This window comes from Kitasatospora sp. NPDC097691, from assembly GCF_040302665.1.
GTDB lineage: Bacteria > Actinomycetota > Actinomycetes > Streptomycetales > Streptomycetaceae > Kitasatospora.
In genome coordinates this window covers 32,788-57,465 of sequence record NZ_JBEORY010000011.1, presented here as the reverse complement: position 1 = coordinate 57,465, position 24,678 = coordinate 32,788, and the positions used below count along the sequence as shown (strand labels likewise).

The following is a 24,678-nucleotide window of genomic DNA, read 5'->3' as shown; positions in this document are numbered from 1 at the left end:
GACAGCGGAGCTGCCGTCATGGCAGCTCCGCTGTTCGCCGAACCTTGTCGATTTAGAAGTCGTCGTCGAAGGAGACCGAACCCTCGACCGCGACCTGGTACGCGGACACCCGGCGCTCGAAGAAGTTGGTCAGCTCCTGGACGTTCTGCAGCTCCATGAAGCCGAACGGGTTGGTCGACCCGTACCGGATCGGCAGGCCCAGACGCGCCAGGCGCTGGTCCGCGACCGCCTGCAGGTACTCCCGCATCGAGGCGGTGTTCATGCCGGGCAGGCCGTCACCGCACAGGTCCTGGGCGAACTGGAGCTCGGCCTCGACGGCCTCCTCCAGCATCTCCGTGACCTGCTTCGCCATCTCGTCGTCGAAGAGGTCGGGCTCCTCCTCGCGGACGGTGTCCACCACGGAGAACGCGAAGTCCATGTGCATGGACTCGTCGCGGAACACCCAGTTGGTACCCGTGGCCAGGCCGTGCAGCAGACCGCGCGACCGGAACCAGTACACGTACGCGAACGCGCCGTAGAAGAACAGGCCCTCCACGCACGCCGCGAAGCAGATCAGGTTGAGCAGGAACGCCCGCCTGTCCTCCTTCGTCTGCAGCGAGTCGATGTGGTCGACCGCGTTCATGTACTTGAAGCAGAACTTGGCCTTCTGCGCGATGGAGGGGATGTTCTCCACGGCGTCGAACGCGGCCGCGCGGTCCTCCGGGTCGGGCAGGTAGGTGTCGAGCAGCGTCAGGTAGAACTGGACGTGCACGGCCTCTTCGAACAGCTGCCGGGAGAGGTACAGCCGCGCCTCGGGCGAGTTGATGTGCTTGTAGAGGCTCAGCACCACGTTGTTCGCGACGATCGAGTCACCGGTCGCGAAGAAGGCGACCAGCCGGCCGATCATGTGCCGCTCGCCCTCGCTCAGCTTGGCGAGGTCGGCGACGTCGGAGTGCAGGTCCACCTCCTCCACGGTCCAGGTGTTCTTGATCGCGTCCCGGTACCGGTCGTAGAACGACGGGTAGCGCATCGGGCGCAGGGTCAGCTCGAAGCCGGCGTCGAGCAGCATCTTGCGGTCGTCGGGGGTGCTCACTGGCAGGCCTCGCAGGACTCGGGGTTCTCCAGGGAGCAGGCGATGGCGTCCTGTTCGGCCTGGGTCATGGTGGGGGCGGGAACCGGCACGGCGGTGCGGGCCGCGCCGGAGGCGGCCTGGGCGATGCGGGTCGCCGGGCGCGAGCGCAGGTAGTAGGTGGTCTTCAGACCGACCTTCCACGCGTAGGCGTACATCGAGCTGAGCTTGCCGATGGTCGGCGCCGCCATGAACAGGTTCAGCGACTGGCTCTGGTCCAGGTACGGCATGCGGGCCGCAGCCAGGTCGATCAGCGCGCGCTGCGGCAGCTCCCAGGCCGTCCGGTACAGCGAGCGGACCTCGGCCGGCAGCCAGTTCAGCTCCTGCACGGAGCCGTTGGCGTCGCGCAGCGAGTCGCGGGTCTGCTGGTCCCACACGCCGAGGTCCTTGAGCTCGCGCACCAGGTACGGGTTGACCTGCAGGAACTCACCGCTGAGCGTCTCGCGCTTGAACAGGTTGGACACCTGCGGCTCGATGCACTCGTACACGCCGGCGATGGACGCGATGGTCGCGGTCGGCGCGATGGCCAGCAGCAGCGAGTTGCGCAGGCCGGTCTCGGCGATCCGGGCGCGCAGCGCCGTCCAGCGGTCGGCCCACTGCGGGGCGGCCGTCGGGAAGTGGTCGATGTGCAGCTCGCCGCGCGCGGCGCGGGTCTCGCCGTACGCCTCGTGGCGGCCCAGCTGCTCGGCCAGGTCGGCGGAGCGCTCGTACGCGGTGAGCATGATGCGCTCGGCGATGAGCGTGGACAGCCGCGCGGCCTCGGCGGAGTCGAAGTCGAGCCGCAGCTTGAAGAAGACGTCCTGCAGGCCCATCACGCCGAGGCCGACCGGGCGCCAGCGGGAGTTGGACGTCCCGGCCTCGGTGGTCGGGTAGAAGTTGATGTCCACCACGCGGTCGAGGAAGGTGACGGCGGTGCGGACGGTGGCGTCGAGGCGCTCCCAGTCCATCGCACCCAGCAGGTCGTCGGCCGAGGCGCCCGCGGCCACGTGCGCACCGAGGTTGACCGACCCCAGGTTGCAGACGGCGGTCTCGGAGTCGTCCGTGACCTCCAGGATCTCGGTGCACAGGTTGGAGGAGTGCACCGTGCGGCCCGGCAGCGCGGTCTGGTTGGCGGCGCGGTTGGAGGCGTCCTTGAAGGTCATCCAGCCGTTGCCGGTCTGCGCCAGGGTGCGCATCATGCGGGCGTAGAGGGTCTGCGCGGGGATGGTGCGGACGGCCTTGCCGGCCTGCTCGGCCTTGCGGTAGGCCTCGTCGAACTCCTCGCCCCACAGGTCGACCAGCTCGGGCACGTCGGCCGGGGAGAACAGCGACCAGTCCTGGTTGGCGTTGACCCGGCGCATGAACTCGTCCGGGATCCAGTGCGCCAGGTTGAGGTTGTGGGTGCGGCGGGCTTCCTCGCCGGTGTTGTCGCGGAGCTCCAGGAACTCCTCGATGTCGGCGTGCCAGGTCTCCAGGTAGACGCACGCGGCGCCCTTGCGGCGGCCGCCCTGGTTGACGGCGGCGACCGAGGAGTCGAGGGTGCGCAGGAACGGCACGATGCCGTTGGACTTGCCGTTGGTGCCGCGGATCAGGCTGCCGCGCGAGCGGATGCGCGAGTAGGACAGGCCGATGCCGCCGGCGTGCTTGGACAGGCGGGCGATCTGCGCGTAGCGGTTGTAGATCGAGTCCAGGTTGTCCAGCGGGGAGTCGAGCAGGTAGCAGCTCGACATCTGCGGGTGGCGGGTGCCGGAGTTGAAGAGCGTCGGCGAGGAGGTGAGGTACTCCAGGCGGCTCATCAGGCCGTACAGCTCGGCCACCTCGCGCACCGACTGCTCGTTGTCGCCGACCGCCAGGCCACAGGCGACGCGGAGCAGGAAGTGCTGCGGGGTCTCGACCACCTTGCGGGTGATCGGGTGGCGCAGCAGGTAGCGGGACTGCACGGTGCGCAGGCCGAAGTACTCGAAGCGGTCGTCGCCCGCGGCGTCGATCAGGGCGTCCAGCGCGGCGGCGTGCTTGGCGACGAAGTCCGCGGTGGTGTCGCCGATCAGGCCCTCGGCGTGGCCGACGGCGATCGAGGCGGAGAAGGACGTGGCGCCCTGGCTGTTCGCCTCGTCGACGATCTCCAGCGCCAGCAGGCGGGCGGCGAGCTTCGAGTACTGGGGGTCCTCGGCGATCATCGACGCGGCGGCGTCCACGGCCAGCCCGCGCAGCTCGGCGAAGTCCGAGCCGGCGTGGCGGCCGCGCAGCGCGGCGGCGGCGACATGGCCGGGGTCGACCTCGGGGAGGTCGACACTGCGGTCGGTGAGCAGCCGCAGCAGGGCGCCGCCGGGATCGGAGACCGTCCGGTCGGTGAAGGCGGTACCGGAGCCCTGGGCGGGCAGGGTGGCTGAGGCAGCGGTGGTCAAGGCGCTCTCTCCTGGCGGCGATCGGCGGCGGTGATCGGGGCCTCGGGCCGGTCGGGGCAGGGGAGCACGGCACGAACGCAAACGGCGTCGCGCGACGGTGTCTCCCCGGCCCGCCCGCGAGGCCCGGAGGTGTGGTTCTGGTGCTGGCGCGGCCTCTGCGGGAGGGCCGTGGCGCACGCCGCCGGCAGGTACTCGGACTCGCGGGGACAGCTGCTCCAGCCGCCCGCACACCGCTGCGGGGCAGTCCCGGATTCGCACCGGGTTCCCCTGCATCGACAGCAGGAGTGAGCATACATGTAGTGCCGCCGCCCTGCGGCGGCACCATATGTTGTGGCTGTCGTGTCGCGGGTGTGGGCGGGCCCTCCGGCCCGTCAGTGCTTGAGATAGACCTTGTACGTGCTCGAATCGCCGGTCGGCGAGGTGAATTGCGCCACCAGTCGGTACTGCCCGCCGGCTGCCAGCGCGGCGCTCAGGGCCCGGTCGGTGGCCCGTGGCGCGGTGCTGTCGAGGACGACCATGGTGAACCAGCCGTCGCGGATCGCGGCGACGCTCCCGTCGTCCCCGTGGTGCTGCACCCCGGCCGCGTCGCGGTACTCCGTGCCGGTGCGCGCGGAGACCCACTGCTCGGGCTCGCTGACCGCGCCGAGGTAGTACTCGGCCAGTCCGTCGACCTCGGTCAGGTAGCGCCCCTGGGGCACCGTGTGGACCCGCAGGACGGCCAGCAGGCGGCCGGAGTCGGGCCCGTTCTGGTAGCGCAGGGCGGACTGCTCCAGGCCGAGGGCGAGCACCGCGACCCAGACCAGGATGCCGAGCTGGGGGTGGCGGAAGTGGGCGCCGACCAGCCGGGTCAGGCCGACCCCGGCGAGCGGGGCGGCCAGCAGCATGCCGTAGCCGAGGTGGCGGAACAGCGCGCCGGAGGTGCCGGTCCACAGGTGGGCGGCCGGGACGAGCAGGGCGGTGGCGGTCAGCACGGTGCCGAGCAGGGCGCGGTGGCCGCGCGTGGTGGGAACGGTGTTCCGCTCGGGCGCGTCGTGCTCGTTCATCTGCTCGCGGCGGGCGTAGGCGATCGTGCCGGCCACCGCGAGGACGGTGAACAGGCCGCTCCACTGGACGGTGGAGAGCAGGATGGCGCGGGCCGAGCCGGGGGCGTTGCCGTGCGAGGGCGACCACCCGGCGACCTTGCCCAGCGTGCCGTACGGGAGCAGCAGGACGACGGTGCCGACGGCCGACAGCAGCGCGCGCAGGGCGGCCGGGCCCCACCGGCGGTGCGGACGGGCGGTGGCCAGCGCGAGGCCGACCAGGGCGGGCACGGCGAAGGCCGCGGAGTACGCGACGGCGCAGGCGAGCGCGGCGGCCGGGGCGGCGGTCAGGACCAGTGCCGGATGTCGCCGGGCGGTGAACACCGTGGCCCAGGCCGCGAGGGCGACCAGCAGCACGGCGAGGGACTCGGGGGCGGCGTAGAAGCCGACCACGACGGTGGACTGCAGGACGGCGTAGACGGCTATCGCGCAGATCGCGACCCGCTCGTTGAACAGCCGCCGGGTCAGCGAGTACAGCAGCACGGTGGTGAGCAGCGCGAAGCCGAGGCTGAGCAGTCGGGTGCCCCAGATGCCGTTGGCGTTCGCGGCCGCACCCGCCAGCGGCGGGTAGAGCCAGGGCGAGCCGTTGATCCGGTCGACCAGGTCGGTGGTGACCGGGGTGCCGTGCATCAGGTGGGCGAGCTGCCGGCGGCCGGCGACCATGGCGGCGGCCTCGTCGGGGTGCGCGGCGGCGAGCAGGCGCAGCGAGAGTGCGGCCTGGACGGCCAGGACGGCGCCGAGCAGGGCGCGGGCGATCCAGCGGCGGCGCGGGCTGGTGCCCGGGTCCCAGCCGATCGCCGGGACCTGCGGGATGGTGTACGGGGCCAGCTCGATGCCGTCGGGGTTGTCCACGGCCGCGGCGGGCGCGGTGTTCGCGGTCTTCGTGGCGGTCTCGGCGGTCGCGGCCGGTGCGGCGGTGTCCGTGCGGGGCCCGGGGACGCTCGGGTGCGACTGCGCGGCCCGGCGGCGGGAGGCGCGGCCGGGCGTGGTGCCGCCGGGCTGGGCGTCGCCGGGCGCGGTCCCGCCGGACGCGGTACCGCCGGGCTGGGCGTCGCCGGGCGCGGTCCCGCCGGGCTCGGCGCCGTCGGGCGCAGTACCGCCGGGCGCGGTCCCTCCGGGCCCGGCGCCGTCGGGCGGGGTGTCGCCCTGCGGCGTGCGGCGGCGGCGCGGGATGGGGGCGAACGGGTTGAAGTCGGAGTCAGTGCTCATCGGGGGTTCCGGATGTCGAAGCCGTAGCGGGGGTCGGACACGCGCTGCTTGAAGGCGGCGAGGGTGTCCGGGACGGCCTCGACCCGCCAGTCCGCCCGCTTGACGATGTTGAACCAGACGAAGCCGACGAGGTCGTCGTGCGCCTCCAGCCCGGAGAACAGCTGGTCGATGTCGGCGCGTTGGCGCTTGCCCTGCTCGGAGGCGGTCTCGCTGATGAAGAAGGGCTTCGTGGAGAAGGTGCGGATCTCGGCCATGGTCGGCCCGTACAGGGTGTCGAAGGTCTTCGGCCCGGTCTTGGTGAAGTAGCCGGTCATGCCGGCCCAGTCGACGTAGGTGTCGCCGGGGTAGTACGGCGCCAGGCGGGTGTTGGGCGCGGGGTCGGTGATGTTGGGGCTCCAGACCCAGATCACGTTGGTGGCGCCGGCCTGGTCGAAGATGTCGTGGACGTGGCGCCAGGCGGCGACGAAGTCCGCCGGGCTGGAGGCCTGGCGGCCCCACGGGTACCAGTCGCCGTTCATCTCGTGGGCGATGCTGACGGCGATCGGCAGGTTGAGCTTGGCGACGGCCTTGGCGACGCCGCGCACGTAGTCGTCGGTGTCGCCGGCCGCGATCGAGGCGAGCGAGTGGTCGTACGGTTCCCAGGCCATGTAGGGCAGCGCCCCCGCCTCGTAGATCCGCCGCACGCCGGCGGTGTCGAAGCCGCCCTTCCAGTGGGCGTAGTACTCCAGGACGTTGGGCTGCTTGCCGATCGTGGCGCTGTAGGGGCCCAGCGCGTCCATCGAGGCGGGGACATCGGGCAGGGCGGCGCCGAGGTACTTGTGGGGGGGCTTGAGCAGCGGTGTGACGTCGTACGGGACGCCGGCCGGCAGGGCCTTGGGCTTGGCGGCCGCGGAGGCGGCGGCGGCCCCGGAGGCGGCCGCGGTGCCGCCGGTCGCCGGGCCCGGAGCGGCGCCGGTGGCGCCGGTGGTGCCCGTGGTGGCCGGGGCGGGCTGGGCGAGGCCCTCCTGCATCGCGAAGCCCGGGTCCTCGGGGCCGCAGGCGGTGACGAGCAGCAGGCCGGCCGTCAGCAGCGGGAGCGCCAGCCGGCGGCGGAGCCTCCCGGTCCGCCGGGGGTGGGCGGTCATGGCGATCACACTGCTTCCGTGGGGCGCGGCTGGACGAGGACCCGGCCCACGATGGTGGCGTAGAACAGGCCGGAGGCGAGGACGAGGGCGAAGTTCAGCGGGCCCATGGTGAGCATCCGCCAGATGCTCAGGAGCACCCAGAGCAGGGCCGTCCCACCGCCCCAGGCGATGACGGCGATCCAGAACCGGCGGGTCTTGTTCTTCTTGGCGCCGCTGGAGCCGGTCGGCTGCCAGGCCATCCGGTTGCGGCGCACGATGTCCCAGATGGCGAAGACGTGCGCCCAGCCGTACATCATGCGGGCGGCCCAGGCCTCCAGCCGGTAGGGGTTGCGGTGCCAGAGCGGGAAGACGACCGTGGCGTAGAGCAGCCCGGGCAGTACCAGCGCGGTGTTCTGCCAGCGGATCAGGTCGGGCCGGGCGAGCAGCAGGACGATCGGGACGAGCGGCGAGACGACGGTGAACAGTGCGGTGTGGATGTAGTAGAAGAACCCGGACAGGTAGCAGGCGCGGGTGACCGGCCGGAGCTTGGTCTGCCAGAACTTCTTGCTGCCGAGCAGGCTCATGGAGCCCGTGCACCAGCGGTACTGCTGGTTGAAGAAGCCGCCGACGTTGTCCGGGCAGACGCCGGTGGCCAGCGCGACGGGTATGTACTGCAGGTCCCAGCCGAGGCGGCGCAGGTCGAAGCCGGTGTGCACGTCCTCGGAGTGGCCGATCAGCGTGGTTCCGCCGTTCTCCTCCAGCGCGGCGCGCCGGTAGACCGCGCAGCTGCCGACGCAGATGGCGCCGTCGTTGCGCTGCCGGGAGACCTGCACCGTCCGGTAGAACAGCTCCTGGACGGCGCCGGCGCCGCGCTCGATCCAGTTCTGCGAGTCCAGGATGCGGAAGAACTGCGGGGACTGGACGATGCCGAGGCGGGGGTCGGCCTCCAGGTAGGGGAGCATCTCGTTCAGCAGGTCCGGCCGGGGCGCGAAGTCGGCGTCCAGGATGAGGATGTAGTCGCTGTCGGAGTTGCGGAAGCCGAACTGCAGGTTGCCGGCCTTCTTGAACCAGCCGAGCTTGTTCCGGGTGCCGTAGACGAACCCGAAGTCGACCGCCATCTGCGCGAGTTGCGGGCTGTTGCTGTCGTCGAGGACGTACGGGGTGACCTCGCCCGGGTAGTGGTCGCGCAGCCGGGCGACGTGCGTCCAGGTGTTGTGCAGCACCTCGATCGGCTCGCCGGCGACGGGCAGGAAGACGTCGACGGTCGGATGGCGTTCCGGCTGCCAGGACTTGACCAGGGCGCGGTGCGCGGAGATGTCGAAGGTCTGGTTGAAGCCGTGCACCCATCGGGAGATCAGGTAGTACGCGATGGTGAAGGCGAGCGGCGGGACGAACACGAAGAACCACGGCGTCGCACTGAGCAGGCCGATCTCGCTGGCCACCATGCAGCCGAAGCTGATGACGGAGAAGCAGGTCAGCACCCAGAGGTTGGTGCGCGCGTACAGGTACTTCTCGGTGTTGTCCGGGGGTTGGGGGAGCAGGCCCCACTGGTTGCGGGCGGCCGGGTCCCGTCGGCTCCGGCGTCGTGAGACGGGCGCTTGACCGCTGCCCGCGAGTCGCGTGCCCTCGGTGACAGTCACGTGCTCTACTCCCCCGAAGCCGTATTGAGTCTGAGCCGCCCCCGGGTGGCGGCCGTTGTCGGTCGGGTCGCGGGGGGACGCCAGGATCGTACGGGACCGGTTGCTGTGAGTTCTCTCCCCCCTCTGCGGTCGGCGACCCGGAACCGATATCGAGTTCCGATCGTGATGTGAACGGAAGTGCGGGTGGAGCGCTTGTGTACGGTGTCCGCCCAGCGGTTGAGGACGGTTCGGGGAAGAGTGATGATCATCGAGGACGGCTCGGCCGGGCGCACGGCGCGGGGTCTGCGGGCGGCGGCCGCGTTCGGCGCGGTCGCGGCGCTGCTGGCCGGGTGCAGCGGCGAGGTCGGGGCGGTGGAGCAGCCGCCGGCCGTCACCGCGACGACGGCGGCGGCGGCCGGGTCCGGCCTCTGCTCGACCGTGCAGGAGCCCTTCCCCAAGCTGGCGATGGACGGCGGGTCGAAGATCCTCGAACCGAACCCGTGGAACACCGCGGGCACGGTCTGCGTGGACCCGGTCGGGGACAGCGGGTTCACGGTGGGCCAGATCCGCGACTTCGTGCCGAAGAACCCGCTCGCCCCGGGCGCCTACCCCAACGTCTCCACCGCCCCGGGCGCGAGCGGACTGCCCGTACCGGTCAGCGCGTTGGGCGACGCGACCGCCGACTGGGACGCCAACGGCCGGGTCAGCGGCTCCTTCAACCTCTCCTTCGACCTCTGGTACGGCTCCACCCCGGACAACTGCCTGCCGGGGGAGAGCGCCGAACTGATGGTCTGGCTGGACGCCACCGACAGCGTGCGCCCGGCCGGGGACAAGGTCGCGGACTCCCAGCAGTTCGGGGACGCGAGCTACCACGTCTACGAGGCGCCGATCACCGGCCCGCACAGCGTCATCAGCTACGTGCGCACGGCGCCGACCCACACCACCCGCGGCCTCGACCTGCGGCTGTTCACCGCCGACGCGATGGCCCGCGGGTACGTCCCCAAGGGCTCCTACCTGTGCCGGGTGCAGGCGGGCTTCGAGGTGTGGAGCGGCGGCACCGGCCTGCGCAGCGAGTCCTTCGCCTTCCACAACCGGGTCGGCCTGCCCGCCGGGGAGGTCCCGGCGGGGGCGCCCGGGATCTGCCTGCGGCACGGCGGCGGCGGGCTCGCGGGCACCCCGGTGACCGTCGGGGCCTGCGGCGATCCGGCCGTCTCGACCGGCTGGACGGTGGGCAACGACGGCTCGTTGCGCGGCGGAGCGGCCTGCCTGGTGCCGACCGCGGACCGTTCCTCGGTGACGCTGGCCGAGTGCACCGGCGGCTCCGCGCAGCGCTGGGTGCCCGCCTCCGGGCAGCGACTGCGGCACCCGGACTCGGGGCTGTGCCTGGGCACCGCCGGCGGCGCGCTCGCGGACGGCACGCCGGTGCTGCTGCGCTCGTGCGCGGACACGGTCTCGCAGCGCTGGAAGCTGCCGTACAACGGGGTTGCGTGACGGGGCGCCGCACCGCCGGGCACGGAACGGCATTGACGTTTCGTCCGCGCACCCCCCATGGGCGTGTCGGGGCGGATGCCCTAGCATTCCGGCCATGAGCGATCGACCGGTACCGAGTGGCGAGCCGGGCCAGCCGCCCACGCCACCGCAGCAGGCACCGGCCGGGGGGGCCGCTCCGGCCACCGGTGTGCCACCGCAGTCTCCGAGCGGTGCCTTCGGCCCCGCGTCCGGCTACGGGCCGCCGCCCGGTGCGCCTGCGCAGCAGCCCCAGCAGATGACGCCGCATCCGTTCCCGCAGCCGGTGCCGCCGGTGCCGCAGCCGGGCGGCGGGACCGCCCCGCTGCAGCCCGGTCCGGTGCAGCCCGGTCCGGTGGCGCCGCTGCAGGCCCAGCCGCCCGTCCAGCCGCAGCCGCCCGTCCAGCCGCAGCCCCTGCCGCCGCAGCCCGGCCCGCAGCCGCCCGCGCCGCAGCCCGGCCCGCAGCCGCCCGCGCCGCAGCCCGGCCCGCAGGCGTTCCCGCCGGCCGCGCAGCCGACGCAGCCCGCGGGGCAGTGGCAGCAGCAGGGCGGCTTCCCGCCGCCGGCCGGCACCTCCGGCACGCCGGACTGGGAGGCGCTGGCCGAGCGGAACGAGCAGGCCGCCAAGCGCGGCCGCCGGCTCAAGCTGGTCGGCGTGCTGACGGCCGTGGTCGTGGTGGCGGCGGCCGGTGGCGGCGGGTTCTGGTACTACCAGCACTCCAAGGACACCAAGAAGACCGCGCAGAACACCACCTCGGCGAGCCCGACGGCCCCGTCCCCGACCGGCCCGTCGACCCCGGCGAGCGCCCCGCCGGTCAAGGGCATCGACAGCCCGCCGACCGTCGGCAGCCTGCCCGCCAAGACGGGCCCGGCGCCGCTGAACCTGGGCGCCGACGCCAAGCAGGGGACGATGGCCGGGTTCTCCGGACAGGTCCTCAGGCTGCCCAGCGGCCCGGACTCCTTCGCCTCGACCGCCACCTCGGTCGTCGACGTGAACAAGAGCTTCACGGTCTCCGCCCGGGTGCTGGTCGACCTGCCCAACGGCAACCGCAGCGCGGTCAGCCAGGGCGACGGCCAGTACTACTCGTACTCGCTGGGCCGGGCCAACAACAACGGGCACGACCAGTGGTACTTCAAGGTCCAGGTGCCGGGCGGCGGTTCGGCGATCGCCTGGTCCAAGGGCGACGCGACGGTCAACCAGTGGGTGCTGCTCACCGGGGTGTACGACGACCCGACGGGCCAGCTCACCCTGTACGTCAACGGCGCTCCGCAGTCCTCGGCGAAGTCGGCCGGGGTGCAGCCGAGCGGCACCAACTCCATGCAGGTGGGCCGGCTGAGCTCCAACTCGCAGTGGGCCGACCCCTGGCACGGCGCGGTCGCCGACATCCAGGTCTGGAGCCAGGTGCTGCCCGAGGCCGACATCGTCAAGATCGTCGCCGGCCCGAGCTCGCCGCCGTCCGTCCCGCCGGTGGCGGCCTGGCTCAGCGGCTGAGCCCGCCCGGGGCCGCCCGGCCCCCCGATCGTCCGGCCGCCGCCCCCGGCAGTGGGGGCGGCGGCCGCAGTGCGCCCCGGGGCGTGCGCCCACCGGCGCCCGGATGCGAAGTCCCAGATGAGGAGCAGTACTGATGAGCGCGGACGGCCGCTGGATCCGGCCCGAGTCCACCCGCAAGCCCGTCCTGGGCGGGGCCAGGCAGGGCGGGGTGGGCCTCGGCGAGCGTGACCGCGCGGGTGGGGCGGCCGACCGCGGGGCCGCGGTGCCGGCCGACCGGCGGCGCCGCAGGCCCGGGCCGCCCCGGGTGCCGCACCCGGCCCGGCCGGCACTGCGGGCCGACTGGCTGCCGCTGCTGGCCGTGCTGCTGGTCCAGGGCGCGCTCTCGTACCACCTGATCCTCAGCAACACCGCCTTCATCGACGAGGGCACCTACATCTACGCCGGCTACCAGGAGATCGCGCACCTGCGGCACGGCACCCCGGTGTCGACGTACGAGACCTTCTTCTCCGGCTCCCCGCTGATCTACCCGGTCGTGGTGGCCGCCGCGGACTTCGTCGGCGGGCTGAACGGCGCCCGGCTGCTGAGCCTGGTGTTCATGCTCTCCGCCACCGTGGCCGTCCACCTGGCGACCCGGCGGCTGCACGGCTCGCTCCCGGCCTTCTGCGCGGCGGCGGCGTTCGTCGCGCTCGGCCCCACCCAGTTCCTGGGCGGCCTGGCCACCTACGACGCGATGGCACTGGCGATCCTCGCCTGGGCCGGGTACTTCGCGGTACGGCTGACCACCGGCGGCGGGTACCCGAGCCTGGTCGCCGCCGGTCTGCTGCTGGCGCTGGCCGGTGCCACCAAGTACGCAGCGCTGCTGTGGGTGCCCGTGGTGGCGGGCATCGCGGTGCTGGCCGGGCCGCGCGGGTCGCTGCGCTCCCGGGAGGCCTGGCGGCGCGGGCTGCTGGTCCTGCTCACCTTCGTGGTGGCGGTCGGCGCGGCGGCAATGGCGGCCGGCGAGCGCTACGTCAACGGCTTCAACCACACCACGCTCAAGCGCGCCCCGGGCCACGACTCGTACTCCTACGTGGCCTCGGAGGCCGCCCGCTGGGTCGGCCCGCTGCTGGCGGTCGCGCTGATCGGCGTGGTGGCGCAGCTGGTGCGGGCGCGCCGGCGCGGCGGCGCGGCCTGGCCCGAGTTCTGGCTGGCCGTCCTGCTGCTGCTGGCCGGGCTGATGGCGCCGGTGAACCAGGTCCGCATCCACACCTGGCTGTCGCTGCAGAAGCACGTCGACTTCGGCGCCTGGTTCTCCTGCGTCGTGGTGGGCCTGGTGCTGGCCCGTGCCGTGCTGTGGCTGAAGGGCCGCCTGCACCTGGTGGCCGGGGTGGCGGCCGCCGTGCTGGTGGTCGGCCCGCTGGCCTGGGTGGGTGCCGCCCAGGGCCGGGAGATGTACGGCGAGTGGTCGAACTCGAAGGGGTTCGTCGCGGCGCTGGAGCCGTACGTCGTCAAGGGCGAGGACAAGTACCTGGTCGAGAACTACAACGTCCCCGCGTACTACCTGCGCAAGCAGAGCAACTGGCAGCAGTGGCACGACCTGGTGGCGGTCTTCCGCCGCGACCCGGCCACCGGTCAGATGCAGAACGGCGTGCCCGCGATCCAGGCCGGCATCCAGGCGCACGAGTGGAAGGTCGTGGTCCTGGACTTCACCCAGACCGGGGCCACCGACAAGGCGATCCAGCCGACGCTGAAGGCCGCCGGGTACCGGGTGGTCACCGTCGTGAAGAGCGGCGAGCACGGTCAGTACACCGTCTACGTGGCGCCCGGCTACGACAGGAAGCCGTGACCGGCGGGAAGCAGTGACCGGCGGCGGCCGCGCCGGGCGCCGCGCGGCGGTGCCGGGCGCTCAGAACGCCAGGGCGTAGACCATCAGGTCCATCCCCGGGTACGGCGCCCAGTCGCGCTCGGGGGTGCGCCGGAAGCCGACCCGCTCGTAGACGCGGTGGGCGGCGGTCATCTCCGGGCGGGTGGAGAACGCCATGCCGGCCAGGCCGAGTTCGCGGGTGCGGGCGAGGGAGGCGCGCACCAGCGCCTCGCCGACGCCCCGGCCGCGGGCGGCGGTGTCGGTGGCGAGCATCCGGATCTCGCCCTCGCGCTCGGTGGCGATGTCCGCCCACTCGGTGCCGCCGACCGCGAAGGTCACGCAGCCGAGGACCCGCCCCGCGGCCGGGTCGACCGCGACCAGGAGCTCGGCCTCCCGGGCCCGGCGCTCGGCGTCGCGCAGGAGCTCGACGTAGCTGCTCCCGGGCGAGGTGAAGCCGCCGCCGACGAAGGCCTCGACGGTGATGCGGCCGGCGTCTTCGAGGTCCTCCGGAAGGGCCGGGCGGATGAGGTAGTCCATGCGGCCAGTGTGCCGGAGCGGCCCGGGGCGGGACGCTCCGGGGTCGAACGGGCGGGGAGTGCGCAGGAGTGCGGCGGGGCGGCGGGCGGGGCGCCGTACAGCCGGTCGGGTCGGGCGGGGTCGGCCGGGTAGCCGCCCGCGCGGTGGTGGTTGTCGCGCCCGGCCGCAGCGCCGCGGGAGACCTCGCGGCCGATCAGCGTGCCGAGCAGGCCGAAGCCGCCGACGGCTCCGGCCAGGGCGAGTGCGCCGGCGATGGTGTCGCTGTCCATGCGCTCCACTCTGGCCGGGCGGGACGGCGCCCACGAGTGGCAGGAATGACCGATCTCCTCGAAATCCTGCCAGCCCGGGGCTTACGCCGACGCGGATCCGTGCCCCATCCTGAACGGCATGCTGAAGAACGTGGTCGCGGTGGTGCTGGAGGAGATCCACCCCTTCGAACTGGGCGTCGCCTGCGAGGTCTTCGGCCTCGACCGCACCGCCGACGGACTGCCCGGCTACGACTTCGCGATCGCCGGCGCCCGTCGGGGGCCGCACGCCACCCACTCCGGCTTCGCGGTGGACGTCCCGTACGGCCCCGAGCGGCTGGCCGGCGCCGACCTCGCGGTGGTCACCGCGTCGGGCGTCCGCCCGCAGTACCCCGAGCCGCTGCTGGCGGCGCTGCGCGGGGTGGTGGCGGACGGCGGCCGGGTGCTCTCCATCTGCAGCGGCGCCTTCGTCCTGGGCGCGGCCGGGCTGCTGGACGGCCGCCGCTCCGCGACGCACTGGCGGTACGGCGAGGAACTGGCCGCGCGCTTCCCGCTGACCACCGTCGAGCCGGACGTGCTGTACGTGGACGACGACCCGGTGATCACCTCCGCGGGGACGGCGGCCGGCATCGACGCCTGCCTGCACCTGGTGCGCAAGGTGCAGGGTGCCGAGGTGGCCCGGGAGATCGCCCGCCGGATGGTGGTGGCGCCGCACCGGGAGGGCGGGCAGGCCCAGTTCGTCAACCGCCCGCTGCCCGAGGGCGGCGGCGACTCGCTGGCCCCGTTGCTCGACTGGATGCGTCACCACCTCGACGAGGAGGCCACCGTCGAGCAGCTGGCCGCCCGGGCGCACATGTCGCCGCGCACCTTCGCCCGCCGCTTCCGGCAGGAGACCGGCACCACCCCGCACCGCTGGCTGGTCGGGCAGCGGGTGCTGCTCGCCCAGCGGCTGCTGGAGTCCACCGCCGAGTCGGTGGACGCGATCGCCGCCCGCTGCGGCTTCGGCAACGCGGCCGCCCTGCGGCACCACTTCGGCCGCCGGCTGGGCACCACGCCGCTGTCCTACCGGCGCGGCTTCGCCGATCCGTCGCTGACATGACATGACGTGACGGTGGCGTGATGTGACGTGACGGCGCCGCCTGGACCGCGTCGGCGCGACCGCGCCGACCTGGCGGTGCGTCAGTCCTCCGCGGCCGCCAGGTGGTCGACGACGTTCCAGCGGTCCGGCCGCAGCCGCCCCTCCTGGGCCCGCCACATGCTGGTGGAGCAGTTGTGCACCGGCCCGAGCGCGAGGAGCTGCTCCTCGGTGAGCCGGTCCAGCGCGTAGCGGAGCATCAGCACCGTGCAGTCGTGCGCGACCAGCAGGACGGGCCGGCCGGCCTCCTCCTCGCAGACGTCCCGCAGCAGGCTGCGCACCCGCAGCGCGACGTCGGCCCAGGACTCGCCGCCGGGCGGGCGGTAGTAGAGCTCGCCCATCTTGCGGCGCCGGGCCGCCTCCTCCGGGTGCTTGGCCTCGATGGCGGCCTTCGGCAGCATCTCCAGGACGCCGAGCTCGCGGTCGCGCAGCCGCTCGTCGTAGCGGACGGCCGGCGTGACCGGGACGGCGCCGAGCCCGGCGGCCTGGGCGAGCGCGATTCTCGCGGTCTCCGCGGTGCGCACGTACGGTGAGCACCAGACGCTGCGCGGCCGGTCGGCGGCGGGCAGTGCGGCCCACCACTGCCCGAGGGCCTGGGCCTGGTGGCGGCCGTGCAGCGACAGCGGGATGTCGGCGTCGCGGCAGCTGATCGGGACGCTGAGCGCGCCGGTGGCCTCGGCCAGCCGGAACTCCACGTTGGCGGTGGACTCGCCGTGCCGGGTGGCGATCAGCACGGACGGCAGCCGGGTGGCCGCCGTCGGACGGTGGGCCGTGAGGTGGTGGTGCTGGCTCTGGGTGGACTGGTGCTGGCCGTTGAGGGTGGTACCGAGTTCTGCCATGGCCGCGAGCTCCCCGTGGTCGATCAGGTTCCGGCCGGTTGCCGGTCCGGTCTGGTGGTGCCCGGCGTGCACGCCTGTTCATACATATGATCGCGCCGCCTTCTCCAGTGTTCACGGAGAAGGCGGCGCGATCACAGGGCGCGTACGTCGCGAATCAGTGCGCCGCTACGGGCTCCGGCGCGTTCTTCAGCTCGTCGTCGCCGGCGTCGGCGCTGTAGTCGGACGGCCTGGTCTCGTCCGGGCCCTCGGGTGCCTTGACGGCCCGCAGCACCAGGGTGAGCGCCACCGCGACGACGAGGTTCAGCGCGAAGGCCGTCAGGCCGATGTAGCCGAACTCGCCGATGCCGGGGATCTCGGCGGCGTTGCCGCCGAAGTGCTTGGTGGCCGGGCTGGCGAGGCCGTACGCCTTCCAGGTGCCGTAGACCATGCCGGCCGCCCAGCCCGCGAACAGCGCCCAGTGGTGGAACCAGCGGGTGAACAGGCCGCCGACGATGGCGACGAAGGTCTGCAGGATCCACAGGCCGCCCAGCAGCTGGAGGTTGATCGCGGCCTGCTTGTCCATGCCGAGCACGAAGACCAGCGCGCCGACCTTCACCAGCAGTGAGACCGCCTTGGCGACCCGGGTCTCGTCGGCGGGGGTGGCGGCGGGCTTCAGCCAGTCCTTGTAGACGTTGCGGGTGAACAGGTTGGCCGCCGCGATCGACATGATGGCGGCCGGCACCAGCGCGCCGATCCCGATCGCGGCGAAGGCGACGCCGGTGAACCAGTCCGGGAACATGTTCGCGAACAGCTGCGGCACCGAGAGCTGGGCGTTGTAGCCCTTGTCGCCCTTGCCGACGCCCGCCGCGATCGCCATGAAGCCGAGCAGCGCCAGCAGGCCCAGCATCAGCGAGTACGCGGGCATGATCGCCATGTTGCGGCGCACGGTGTTGCGGGACTTGGAGGCCAGCACACCGGTCACCGAGTGCGGGTACATGAACAGCGCCATCGCCGAGCCGAGGGCCAGTGTCGCGTACGTCCACTGCTTGTCGTGCGGGACGGTCATCGAGCCCTTGGCGCCCGGCGCGCTGAACTTGTGCGCGGCCGCGTCGAAGATGTGCCCGTAGCCGCCGAGGCGGATCGGGATGTAGATCACCGCGACGATGATCACGATGTAGATCAGGGCGTCCTTGACGAAGGCGATCAGCGCCGGGGCGCGCAGGCCGGAGGAGTAGGTGTAGGCGGCCAGCACGCCGAAGGCGATGAACAGCGGCAGGTCCTTGACGAACCAGTTGGCGTTCTCCCCGCCGCCGACGCCCAGCACGTCCAGCACCGCCTGGATGCCGACGAGCTGCAGGGCGATGTACGGCATGGTGGCCAGGATCCCGGTCAGCGCGACCACCAGGGACAGCGGCCGCGAGCCGTACCGGCCGCGCACGAAGTCGGCCGGGGTCACGTAGCCGTGCACCCGGGAGACCGACCAGAGCCGGGGCAGGAAGAGGAAGACCAGCGGGTAGGCGACGATCGTGTACGGCACGGCGAAGAAGCCGGCCGCGCCGGTCGCGTACACGGCGGCCGGGACGGCGACGAAGGTGTACGCGGTGTAGAGGTCGCCGCCGAGCAGGAACCAGGTCACCCACGTCCCGAAGCTGCGACCGCCCAGGCCCCACTCGTCCAGGTGCGCGGCGTCGTCCGCACGGCGCCAGCGCGAGGCGAGGAAGCCCATCACGGTGACCAGGGCGAAGAACAGCACGAAGACCACGAGGGCCGGCATGTTGACGTCCTTCATCGGGCACCGCCCTTCCGGGCCGCCTTGCGGGCCTTCTCGTCCCGGTTGATCAGCAGGTAGGCGGCGACGGTGAAGACGGCCGACACCGGCACCCAGAGCAGCTGGTACCAGTAGAAGAACGGCACCCCGGCCACCGCCGGGTCCTGCTTGTCGTACGAGGACACCCAGAGCATCGCGACGATCGGCACGAGCAGGGCGAGACCGGCCAGCACCCGCTCGGGGGTCACCGCCGGGACGGGCGCCCCGACTGGCTCGGGCATGACATCTTCGAAGGTATCGGGATCAGACGGCATCTTCGGCTCCGCTCCGGAGGGTTCTCCCCGTCGGCGCCGCAGCCCCGGGAGCACCGCACGCCCCCGCGAGCCCGCCGGGCAGCACCATCGGTGATCGGCAGTCAGTACGGCTGCGCAATCTAGAGCATGGCGTGATCCATGTCACCGGGAACGGCGGAACTTCCCACCAGTCGGACGTGACCGACCGATCCCCGCCGTCGCGGGACGCAAAAAAGACCGTCACGGAAAGCGGAGGGCACCGGCGCGCAGGTCGCGCGCGCCGGTGCCCGTGGCGCGGTGGGGGAGTGCGTCCGCGCCGGACGCTTCATCCGAGGGTGGCACCCACTCCGGGCGTCTGCTCCGACTGCCCGCGCCGGGTGCCCACTCCGAGCGCCTGCTCCTCCGGCTGCCCGCGCCGGGAGCCTGCTCCCGAGCGCCTACTCGGGGCGCTTCAGACGGGTGATGAACTTGTAGCGGTCGCCCCGGTAGATGGAGCGGACCCACTCGACCGGGTTGCCCTCGGCGTCGAAGGAGTGCCGGGACAGCTGCAGCATCGGCAGGCCGAGGTCGGAGCCGAGCAGCCCGGCCTCGCGCGGGTTGGCCAGGGTGGTCTCGATGGTCTCCTCGGCCTCGGCCACGGTGACCCCGTACACCTCGCGCAGCGCCGCGTACAGCGAGTTGTGCTTGGCCAGGTTGCGCCGCAGGGCGGGGAAGCGCTTGGCGGACAGGTGCGCGACCTCGATGGCCATCGGGTCGCCGTTGGCCAGGCGCAGCCGCTCGATCCGCAGCACGCGCCCGCCGGGCTTGATGTCCAGCAGCGGGGCGAGGTGGTCGTCGGCGGTGATGTAGCCGATCTCGATCAGCCGGGAGGTGGGTTCCAGGCCCTGGGCCCGCATGTCCTCGGTGTAGGAGGTGAGCTGCAGCGCCTGGGCGACCTTGGGCTTGGCGACGAAGGTGCCCTTGCCCTGGATGCGCTCCAGCCGGCCCTCGACGACCAGTTCCTGGAGGGCCTGGCGGACGGTGGTGCGCGAGGTGTCGAACTGGGCGGCCAGGGCGCGCTCCGGCGGTACCGGGGTGCCGGCCGGCTGGGTCTCGGTGAGCTGCAGCAGGTGGCGCTTGAGGCCGTAGTACTTGGGGACGCGCGCGGTCGGGTCGGTGCCGGCCTGGGTCGGGAGGTTCTTCACCTCGGGGTCTTCGGCCTGGGCGGTGGTTCCCCCGTCGCTGCTCATCGGACCTGTTCTCCCGCTTCTCGCAGGGCCTTCACAGACCCCACCACATCGTTAACGGCTCACATCGTTGCATGTATGGCTACGGAACGAATACCTCATCACGCGATGAACGATGTGCGGTGTCGGCTTGATAACGGGTGGTCGAGTTCGGTCGAACAGCCGTTGACAGGCCCATTGGTCTAGGCCAAGCTCCAGGCATCTGGTCTACACCACTAGGCCGGTCACTACGAATCCCCCCACCCGTTCGAAGGGCCCGCGGCACTGATTCCCCCGCTTTGTGTGGGTCTGCCGCTGCCGCCCGACGGGGGTAACCCAGGCATCCCTCAGGAGGATGGCGTGAAGCGTCAGCTCATCGCGGCGGTCGGCGTCGCAGCAATGGTCGTCGGCCTGGCGGCTTGTGGCTCGGACGGCAAGAAGAGCGACGGTGACTCGAAGTCGTCGTCCTCCTCGGCGGCCGACAAGTACAAGGGCAAGACGCTGAAGGTGTGGCTGATGACCGGCTCGGCCCCGAAGGGCTGGACGGACGCGGTCAAGGCGGACTTCGAGACCACCTACCCGGGCTCCAAGGTCGACTTCCAGATCCAGGAGTGGGACGGCATCGGCCCGAAGGTCACCGCCGCGCTGTCCGAGGGCTCGGTCGACGTCCTGGAGATCGGCAACACCCAGACCGCCGGTTACGCGGCCTCGGGCGGCCTGCTGGACATCACCAAGGACAAGTCCGCCCTGGGGGGCGACGGTTGGGCCGCCAACCAGAACGAGGCCGCGGTCCTGGACGGCAAGCAGTACGCCGCCCCGTGGTGGGTCTCCAACCGCGTCGTCGCCTACAACAAGGACCTGTGGGCCAAGGCCGGCCTGACCGACACCCCGAAGACCCTGGACGAGTTCTACACCGACCTCGACAAGCTCAAGGGCACCGAGGGCGTCGCCGACCCGATCTACCTGCCGGGCCAGGAGTGGTACACCTACTTCGGCCTGCTGACCGGTGAGGGCGGCAAGATCGCCAAGAAGGACGGCGACAAGTGGGCCGGCGGCCTGTCCTCGCCCGAGGCGCAGAAGGCCTTCGAGACCTACAAGAAGCTGCAGAGCTACTCGGCCACCGGTCCGAAGGACAAGGACGAGGCCACCCCGCAGCAGAAGGACGTCTTCGCCAAGGGCAACGTCGGCGCCATGATCGCCCTCGGCTGGGAGCTGCCCAAGCCGGAGGAGATGGCCAAGGAGAAGATCGGCTTCTTCCCGCTCCCGGGCAAGACCGCCGACAAGCCCTCCGGTGTCTTCCTCGGCGGCTCGAACCTCGCGGTCGCCTCGCAGAGCAAGAACACCGACATGGCGAAGGACTTCCTGAAGGTCGCCCTCAACGACAAGAACGAGGGCCTGGTCGCCGCCGCGGGCAACATCCCGAACAAGGCCGCGCTGAACGGCCAGATCACCGGTGACTTCGCGAAGGCCGCCCAGACGGCCGCGGCGGTCGGCGGCATCACCCCGAACACCCCGAACTGGGCCGGCGTCGAGGACAAGCCGAACCCGATCAAGGACTTCCTGACCGCCGCCCTGCAGGGTGGCGACTACGCCGCCACGGCCAAGAAGTACGACGACGAGATCGCGAAGCGGCTCAACCAGAAGCAGTAGGCATCGAGCGGCGTCGCTCACCGGCTCCCGGCGGGGAGCCGGTGGGCGGCGCCCGTCCGTCGTGGTCGGGTTGTGAGGAAGTGAGAACGATGGCTGTGCATTCAGAGCGGGTGCAGGCACCGTCCCCGGACGCGGGGGAGGCCGTGCCGGCCGGAACCGGGACGAGTACGGCGGGCGGCGGTGCCGGGGGCGCCGAGCCGAAGCGCACCAGATCGGCGGGCGCCCCCGGACTGGGCTCCCGCTTCGCGCCGTACCTGCTGCTGCTGCCGGCCACCGTGGCGACCATCGCCCTGTTGGGCTGGCCGCTGGTCAAGACCGTCCTGCTGTCGTTCCAGAACCTCAACAGGCGCCAGCTGGTCATGCACCTCACGGAGTGGACCGGCTTCGACAACTACAAGGAGCAGCTGACCGACCCGGACTTCTGGTCGGTCACCGGGCGCACCGTCGTCTTCACCCTGGTCAACGTGGTGCTGATCATGGTCGGCGGCACGCTGGTCGGCCTGCTGCTCAACCACCTCGGCAAGCGGATGCGGCTGGCGCTGTCGATCTCGCTGCTGATGGCCTGGGCGATGCCGGTGGTCGCCGCGACCACCGTCTACACCTGGCTGTTCGATCAGCAGTGGGGCGTCGTCAACTGGTTCCTGGACCAGCTCGGTTGGCACTCCATGGCCGACTACAACTGGCTCAGCTCGCAGTACTCGACCTTCTTCGTGGTCATCCTGCTGATCGTCTGGCAGTCGATCCCCTTCGTGGCGTTCAACATGTACGCCGCTCTGACCACCATCCCCAAGGAGCTCTACGAGGCCGCACGGATGGACGGCGCCGGCTCCGGCAAGATCTTCAGCCTGGTGATCTTCCCCAACCTGAAGCCCTTCTTCCTCGCCACGACCTTCCTCGAAGTCATCTGGGTGTTCAAGTCCTTCACCCAGGTCTACGCGATCAACGGCGGCGGCCCCGAGAACCTGACCAGGACCCTGCCCGTGCACGCGTTCCTGGAGGGCTCGTCCGGCCAGCACTACGGCATCGGCTCCGCGATCGCGGTGCTCACCATCCTGATGCTGGGCGCGCTGATGGCGTACTACTTCCGCATCATGATCAAGCAGGAGGACGAGCTGTGAGGCGCTCTCTCTTCGGACGTACCTGGCCGAACGTGATCGCGGTCGTCCTCTTCGTCTTCTTCATCTTCCCCGTCTACTGGATGGTCGCGACCTCCTTCAAGCAGGACCGCGACATCATCAGCAAGACGCCGGTCTTCCTCCCGCTCGACGGCACGCTCGACCACTTCACCACCGCGGTCGACGCGCCCAACTTCTGGACGTACGTCGCCAACAGCGTCACCGCCACCGTCGGCGCGGTGCTGCTCTCGCTGGTGATCGCGACCCTGGCGTCCTTCGCCATCGCCCGGATGAAGTTCCGCGGCCGCAAGGCCTTCGTGCTGGTCGTCATGATCGCGCAGATGGCGCCCTGGGAGGTCATGACCATCGCGGTGTACATGATCTCCCGCGACAACGGCATGCTGAACAGCCTGGTGCCGCTGACGTTCTTCTACATGATGATGGTCCTGCCCTTCACCATCTGGACGCTGCGCGGCTTCATCGCCGCCGTGCCGAAGGAGCTGGAGGAGTCGGCCATGGTGGACGGCTGCACCCGCACCCAGGCCTTCGTGAAGGTGATCTTCCCGCTGCTGGCCCCCGGGCTGATGTCGACCTCGCTGTTCGGCTTCATCACGGCGTGGAACGAGTTCCCGCTCGTCCTGATCCTGAACAAGGAGGAGGGCAAGACCCTCCCGCTGTGGCTGTCCTCCTTCAAGACCGCCTTCGGCAACGACTGGGGCGCCACCATGGCGGCGTCCACGATGTTCGCCATCCCCGTGCTGATCCTGTTCATCTTCCTGCAGCGCAAGGCGGTCGGCGGTCTGACCGACGGCGCCGTGAAGGGCTGAGTCACCGTGAGCATCCTCGTCCCCACCGTGCCGGACAGCGACCAGCTGCACCGCGACGCCCTGACCGTCCTGCAGCCCGGCTTCGTCGGCACCGAGCCCCCGCAGTGGCTGCTGCGCCACCTCGCCGCCGGGCTCGGCTCGGTCGCGCTGTTCGACCGCAACGTGGCCGACCTCGACCAGCTGTCCGCGCTCACCCGGGCGCTGCGCGCCGAGAACCCCGACCTCCTGATCGCCATCGACGAGGAGAGCGGCGACGTCACCCGGCTGGAGGCGGGCTCCGGCTCGTCCTGGCCCGGGAATCTCGCGCTCGGCGCGATCGACGACCCGGCGCTGACCAGGGACGTCGCCCGCGAGCTCGGCCGGGCGCTGGCCGCGGCCGGCGTCAACTACAACTGGGCGCCCACCGCGGACGTCAACTCCAACCCGCGCAACCCGGTCATCGGGGTCCGCTCCTTCGGCGCCGACCCCGAGCTGTGCGCCCGGCACACCGCCGCCTGGGTCGAGGGACTGCAGTCGGCCGGCGTGGCCGCCTGCTCCAAGCACTTCCCCGGACACGGCGACACCGCGGTCGACTCGCACCACGGCCTGCCGGTCATCGACGTCGACCTGGACGTGCTCCGGGCCCGCGACCTGATCCCGTTCCAGGCAGCGATCGCGGCCGGCACCAAGGCCGTGATGACCGCCCACATCATGATCCCGGCGCTGGACCCGAAGCTGCCGGCCACCCTCAGCCCGACCGTGCTGCGCGACCTGCTGCGCGCCGCCCCGGCCGACGGCGGCCTCGGCTACCAGGGCCTGATCGTCAGCGACGCGATCGAGATGGGCGCCATCGCCGACACCTTCGGGATGGGCGCGGGCACCGTGCTGGCCCTGGCGGCCGGCGCGGACGCGATCTGCGTCGGCGGCGGGCTGGCCGACGAGGAGACCGTGCTGATGCTCCGCGACGCCATCGTGGCGGGCGTGCGGGCCGGCCGGCTCGGCGAGGAGCGGCTGGCGGACGCCGCCGCGCGGGTCCGGGCGCTGGGCAGCTGGGGCCGGATCTCGGCCCAGGGCGAGCGGCCGGAGCCGGACCTGGCGGTCGGTCTGCGGGCCGCGCGCCGGGCGCTGAAGGTGGTCCGGGCGCCGGGCCTGGTGGCGTCCCCGGTGAGCGAGCGCCCGTACGTGGCCTCGTTCTCGGACGAGCCGAACATCGCGGTCGGCGACGTCACCCCGTGGGGCGTGGCCGGCATGCTCGCCGACCGTTTTCCCGGTACCCGCACCCGCGCGGTCTCGGCCGTCGAGGCGACCCCGGAGCTGCTGGACGCCCTGGTCGACGAGCTGGTGGCCGACGCCGAGGGCCGCCGCCTGGTGCTGGTGGTCCGGGACGCGCACCGCTACCCGTGGATGTCCGCCGTGCTGGGCCGTCTGGTGGCGGCCCGCCCGGACGCTGCCGTGGTCGAGATGGGGCTGCCCCAGTCCGAGCCGGTCGGCGCGCTCTACATCGCCACCCACGGCGCCGCCCGGGTCTGCGGGCTGGCGGCCGTGGAGGTGCTCACCGGGCAGCCGGGAGCGGTCGGCTGAACCGACCGGGGGACGTCACCGGCCGGGTCCGGTGGACGTCGGCCCACGGGCCCGTCATGCGCATGTCGCATGGCGGGCCCGTTCCGTTTTCCCGGTGTCGACCTGCCCGTTCGCCGAGTGACCGTGCTCCCTCAAGCCAGCCTTAAATCCAGCTTAAGTCGCACTTACGGTGACGGGGCGGC

At 72.0% G+C, this 24,678-nt stretch carries 18 protein-coding genes and 1 riboswitch; of the genes, 8 read left to right on the top strand and 10 right to left on the bottom strand.

Annotation, left to right across the window (positions count from 1 at the left end; all coding sequences use genetic code 11):
- Positions 1 to 52: 52 nt before the first annotated feature.
- From ABTY56_RS10680 to ABTY56_RS10660, 5 genes are all read right to left on the bottom strand, one after another.
- Entirely contained in the window at positions 53 to 1,048 is a 996-nt protein-coding gene (locus ABTY56_RS10680; RefSeq protein ID WP_350628275.1) for a ribonucleotide-diphosphate reductase subunit beta, read from the bottom strand.
- A gap of 20 nt (positions 1,049 to 1,068) precedes the next feature.
- On the bottom strand, positions 1,069 to 3,468 hold the full coding sequence (locus ABTY56_RS10675; protein WP_350628274.1) for a ribonucleoside-diphosphate reductase subunit alpha: 2,400 nt from the start codon (positions 3,466 to 3,468) through the stop codon (positions 1,069 to 1,071).
- A 190-nt stretch (positions 3,469 to 3,658) separates the two neighbouring features.
- A riboswitch (cobalamin riboswitch) is annotated at positions 3,659 to 3,790 on the bottom strand.
- A 73-nt stretch (positions 3,791 to 3,863) separates the two neighbouring features.
- Positions 3,864 to 5,780 (bottom strand): glycosyltransferase family 39 protein, encoded by a 1,917-nt coding sequence (locus ABTY56_RS10670; RefSeq protein ID WP_350628171.1) that lies wholly within the window; start codon positions 5,778 to 5,780, stop codon positions 3,864 to 3,866.
- On the bottom strand, positions 5,777 to 6,904 hold the full coding sequence (locus tag ABTY56_RS10665; protein ID WP_350628169.1) for a glycoside hydrolase family 26 protein: 1,128 nt from the start codon (positions 6,902 to 6,904) through the stop codon (positions 5,777 to 5,779). The genes ABTY56_RS10670 and ABTY56_RS10665 overlap by 4 nt, the downstream gene beginning before the upstream one ends.
- A 5-nt stretch (positions 6,905 to 6,909) precedes the next feature.
- A complete protein-coding gene (locus ABTY56_RS10660) occupies positions 6,910 to 8,328 on the bottom strand; it encodes a glycosyltransferase family 2 protein (protein ID WP_350628273.1) in 1,419 nt (472 codons plus the stop codon).
- A gap of 435 nt (positions 8,329 to 8,763) precedes the next feature.
- Here ABTY56_RS10660 and ABTY56_RS10655 point away from each other — a divergent pair, with 435 nt between their 5' ends.
- The 3 genes from ABTY56_RS10655 to ABTY56_RS10645 all read left to right on the top strand — a co-directional run bounded on the left by ABTY56_RS10655 (position 8,764) and on the right by ABTY56_RS10645 (position 13,325).
- Positions 8,764 to 9,993 carry a GH12 family glycosyl hydrolase domain-containing protein gene (locus ABTY56_RS10655; protein WP_350628168.1) on the top strand — a complete coding sequence of 410 codons (1,230 nt, stop codon included), beginning with the start codon at positions 8,764 to 8,766 and terminating at the stop codon, positions 9,991 to 9,993.
- A gap of 94 nt (positions 9,994 to 10,087) precedes the next feature.
- A complete protein-coding gene (locus ABTY56_RS10650) occupies positions 10,088 to 11,500 on the top strand; it encodes a LamG domain-containing protein (RefSeq protein WP_350628166.1) in 1,413 nt (470 codons plus the stop codon).
- Positions 11,501 to 11,633: 133 nt separating this feature from the next.
- Positions 11,634 to 13,325, top strand: coding sequence for an ArnT family glycosyltransferase (locus tag ABTY56_RS10645; protein ID WP_350628165.1), 1,692 nt, complete (start codon positions 11,634 to 11,636; stop codon positions 13,323 to 13,325).
- Positions 13,326 to 13,385: 60 nt separating this feature from the next.
- Here the strand turns inward: ABTY56_RS10645 and ABTY56_RS10640 are convergent, their stop codons facing one another.
- Positions 13,386 to 13,880 (bottom strand): GNAT family N-acetyltransferase, encoded by a 495-nt coding sequence (locus tag ABTY56_RS10640; RefSeq protein WP_350628164.1) that lies wholly within the window; start codon positions 13,878 to 13,880, stop codon positions 13,386 to 13,388.
- A gap of 387 nt (positions 13,881 to 14,267) precedes the next feature.
- On the opposite strand from ABTY56_RS10640, the gene ABTY56_RS10635 reads away from it, so the two are divergent.
- Positions 14,268 to 15,224, top strand: coding sequence for a helix-turn-helix domain-containing protein (locus ABTY56_RS10635; protein WP_350628163.1), 957 nt, complete (start codon positions 14,268 to 14,270; stop codon positions 15,222 to 15,224).
- 80 nt (positions 15,225 to 15,304) lie between these two features.
- Here the strand turns inward: ABTY56_RS10635 and ABTY56_RS10630 are convergent, their stop codons facing one another.
- The 4 genes from ABTY56_RS10630 to ABTY56_RS10615 all read right to left on the bottom strand — a co-directional run bounded on the left by ABTY56_RS10630 (position 15,305) and on the right by ABTY56_RS10615 (position 19,368).
- Positions 15,305 to 16,099: a histidine phosphatase family protein gene (locus ABTY56_RS10630; RefSeq protein ID WP_350628162.1), complete on the bottom strand. Its 795-nt coding sequence runs from the start codon at positions 16,097 to 16,099 to the stop codon at positions 15,305 to 15,307.
- 154 nt (positions 16,100 to 16,253) lie between these two features.
- Positions 16,254 to 17,867 carry a monocarboxylate uptake permease MctP gene (gene mctP / locus ABTY56_RS10625; protein ID WP_350628160.1) on the bottom strand — a complete coding sequence of 538 codons (1,614 nt, stop codon included), beginning with the start codon at positions 17,865 to 17,867 and terminating at the stop codon, positions 16,254 to 16,256.
- Entirely contained in the window at positions 17,864 to 18,127 is a 264-nt protein-coding gene (locus ABTY56_RS10620) for a DUF3311 domain-containing protein (RefSeq protein ID WP_350628158.1), read from the bottom strand. The genes mctP and ABTY56_RS10620 overlap by 4 nt, the downstream gene beginning before the upstream one ends.
- A 449-nt stretch (positions 18,128 to 18,576) precedes the next feature.
- Entirely contained in the window at positions 18,577 to 19,368 is a 792-nt protein-coding gene (locus tag ABTY56_RS10615; RefSeq protein ID WP_350628156.1) for a GntR family transcriptional regulator, read from the bottom strand.
- 336 nt (positions 19,369 to 19,704) lie between these two features.
- On the opposite strand from ABTY56_RS10615, the gene ABTY56_RS10610 reads away from it, so the two are divergent.
- The 4 genes from ABTY56_RS10610 to ABTY56_RS10595 all read left to right on the top strand — a co-directional run bounded on the left by ABTY56_RS10610 (position 19,705) and on the right by ABTY56_RS10595 (position 24,496).
- Positions 19,705 to 20,994, top strand: a complete 1,290-nt coding sequence (locus ABTY56_RS10610; RefSeq protein WP_350628154.1) for an extracellular solute-binding protein — start codon at positions 19,705 to 19,707, stop codon at positions 20,992 to 20,994.
- 89 nt (positions 20,995 to 21,083) lie between these two features.
- Entirely contained in the window at positions 21,084 to 22,112 is a 1,029-nt protein-coding gene (locus ABTY56_RS10605; RefSeq protein ID WP_350628153.1) for a carbohydrate ABC transporter permease, read from the top strand.
- Positions 22,109 to 22,936: a carbohydrate ABC transporter permease gene (locus tag ABTY56_RS10600; RefSeq protein WP_350628151.1), complete on the top strand. Its 828-nt coding sequence runs from the start codon at positions 22,109 to 22,111 to the stop codon at positions 22,934 to 22,936. Before ABTY56_RS10605 ends, ABTY56_RS10600 begins: the two co-directional genes overlap by 4 nt.
- A 6-nt stretch (positions 22,937 to 22,942) precedes the next feature.
- Entirely contained in the window at positions 22,943 to 24,496 is a 1,554-nt protein-coding gene (locus ABTY56_RS10595; protein WP_350628149.1) for a glycoside hydrolase family 3 protein, read from the top strand.
- The last annotated feature ends 182 nt before the right edge of the window (positions 24,497 to 24,678 follow it).

Coding starts and splice junctions, on each gene's coding strand:
- ABTY56_RS10680 (WP_350628275.1), bottom strand. CDS start 1,048: ATGCTGCTCGACGCCGGCTTCGAGCTGACCCTGCGCCCGATGCGCTAC.
- ABTY56_RS10670 (WP_350628171.1), bottom strand. CDS start 5,780: ATGAGCACTGACTCCGACTTCAACCCGTTCGCCCCCATCCCGCGCCGC.
- ABTY56_RS10665 (WP_350628169.1), bottom strand. CDS start 6,904: ATGACCGCCCACCCCCGGCGGACCGGGAGGCTCCGCCGCCGGCTGGCG.
- ABTY56_RS10660 (WP_350628273.1), bottom strand. CDS start 8,328: ATGGTGGCCAGCGAGATCGGCCTGCTCAGTGCGACGCCGTGGTTCTTC.
- ABTY56_RS10655 (WP_350628168.1), top strand. CDS start 8,764: ATGATCATCGAGGACGGCTCGGCCGGGCGCACGGCGCGGGGTCTGCGG.
- ABTY56_RS10650 (WP_350628166.1), top strand. CDS start 10,088: ATGAGCGATCGACCGGTACCGAGTGGCGAGCCGGGCCAGCCGCCCACG.
- ABTY56_RS10645 (WP_350628165.1), top strand. CDS start 11,634: ATGAGCGCGGACGGCCGCTGGATCCGGCCCGAGTCCACCCGCAAGCCC.
- ABTY56_RS10640 (WP_350628164.1), bottom strand. CDS start 13,880: ATGGACTACCTCATCCGCCCGGCCCTTCCGGAGGACCTCGAAGACGCC.
- ABTY56_RS10635 (WP_350628163.1), top strand. CDS start 14,268: ATGCTGAAGAACGTGGTCGCGGTGGTGCTGGAGGAGATCCACCCCTTC.
- ABTY56_RS10630 (WP_350628162.1), bottom strand. CDS start 16,099: ATGGCAGAACTCGGTACCACCCTCAACGGCCAGCACCAGTCCACCCAG.
- mctP (WP_350628160.1), bottom strand. CDS start 17,867: ATGAAGGACGTCAACATGCCGGCCCTCGTGGTCTTCGTGCTGTTCTTC.
- ABTY56_RS10620 (WP_350628158.1), bottom strand. CDS start 18,127: ATGCCCGAGCCAGTCGGGGCGCCCGTCCCGGCGGTGACCCCCGAGCGG.
- ABTY56_RS10615 (WP_350628156.1), bottom strand. CDS start 19,368: ATGAGCAGCGACGGGGGAACCACCGCCCAGGCCGAAGACCCCGAGGTG.
- ABTY56_RS10605 (WP_350628153.1), top strand. CDS start 21,084: ATGGCTGTGCATTCAGAGCGGGTGCAGGCACCGTCCCCGGACGCGGGG.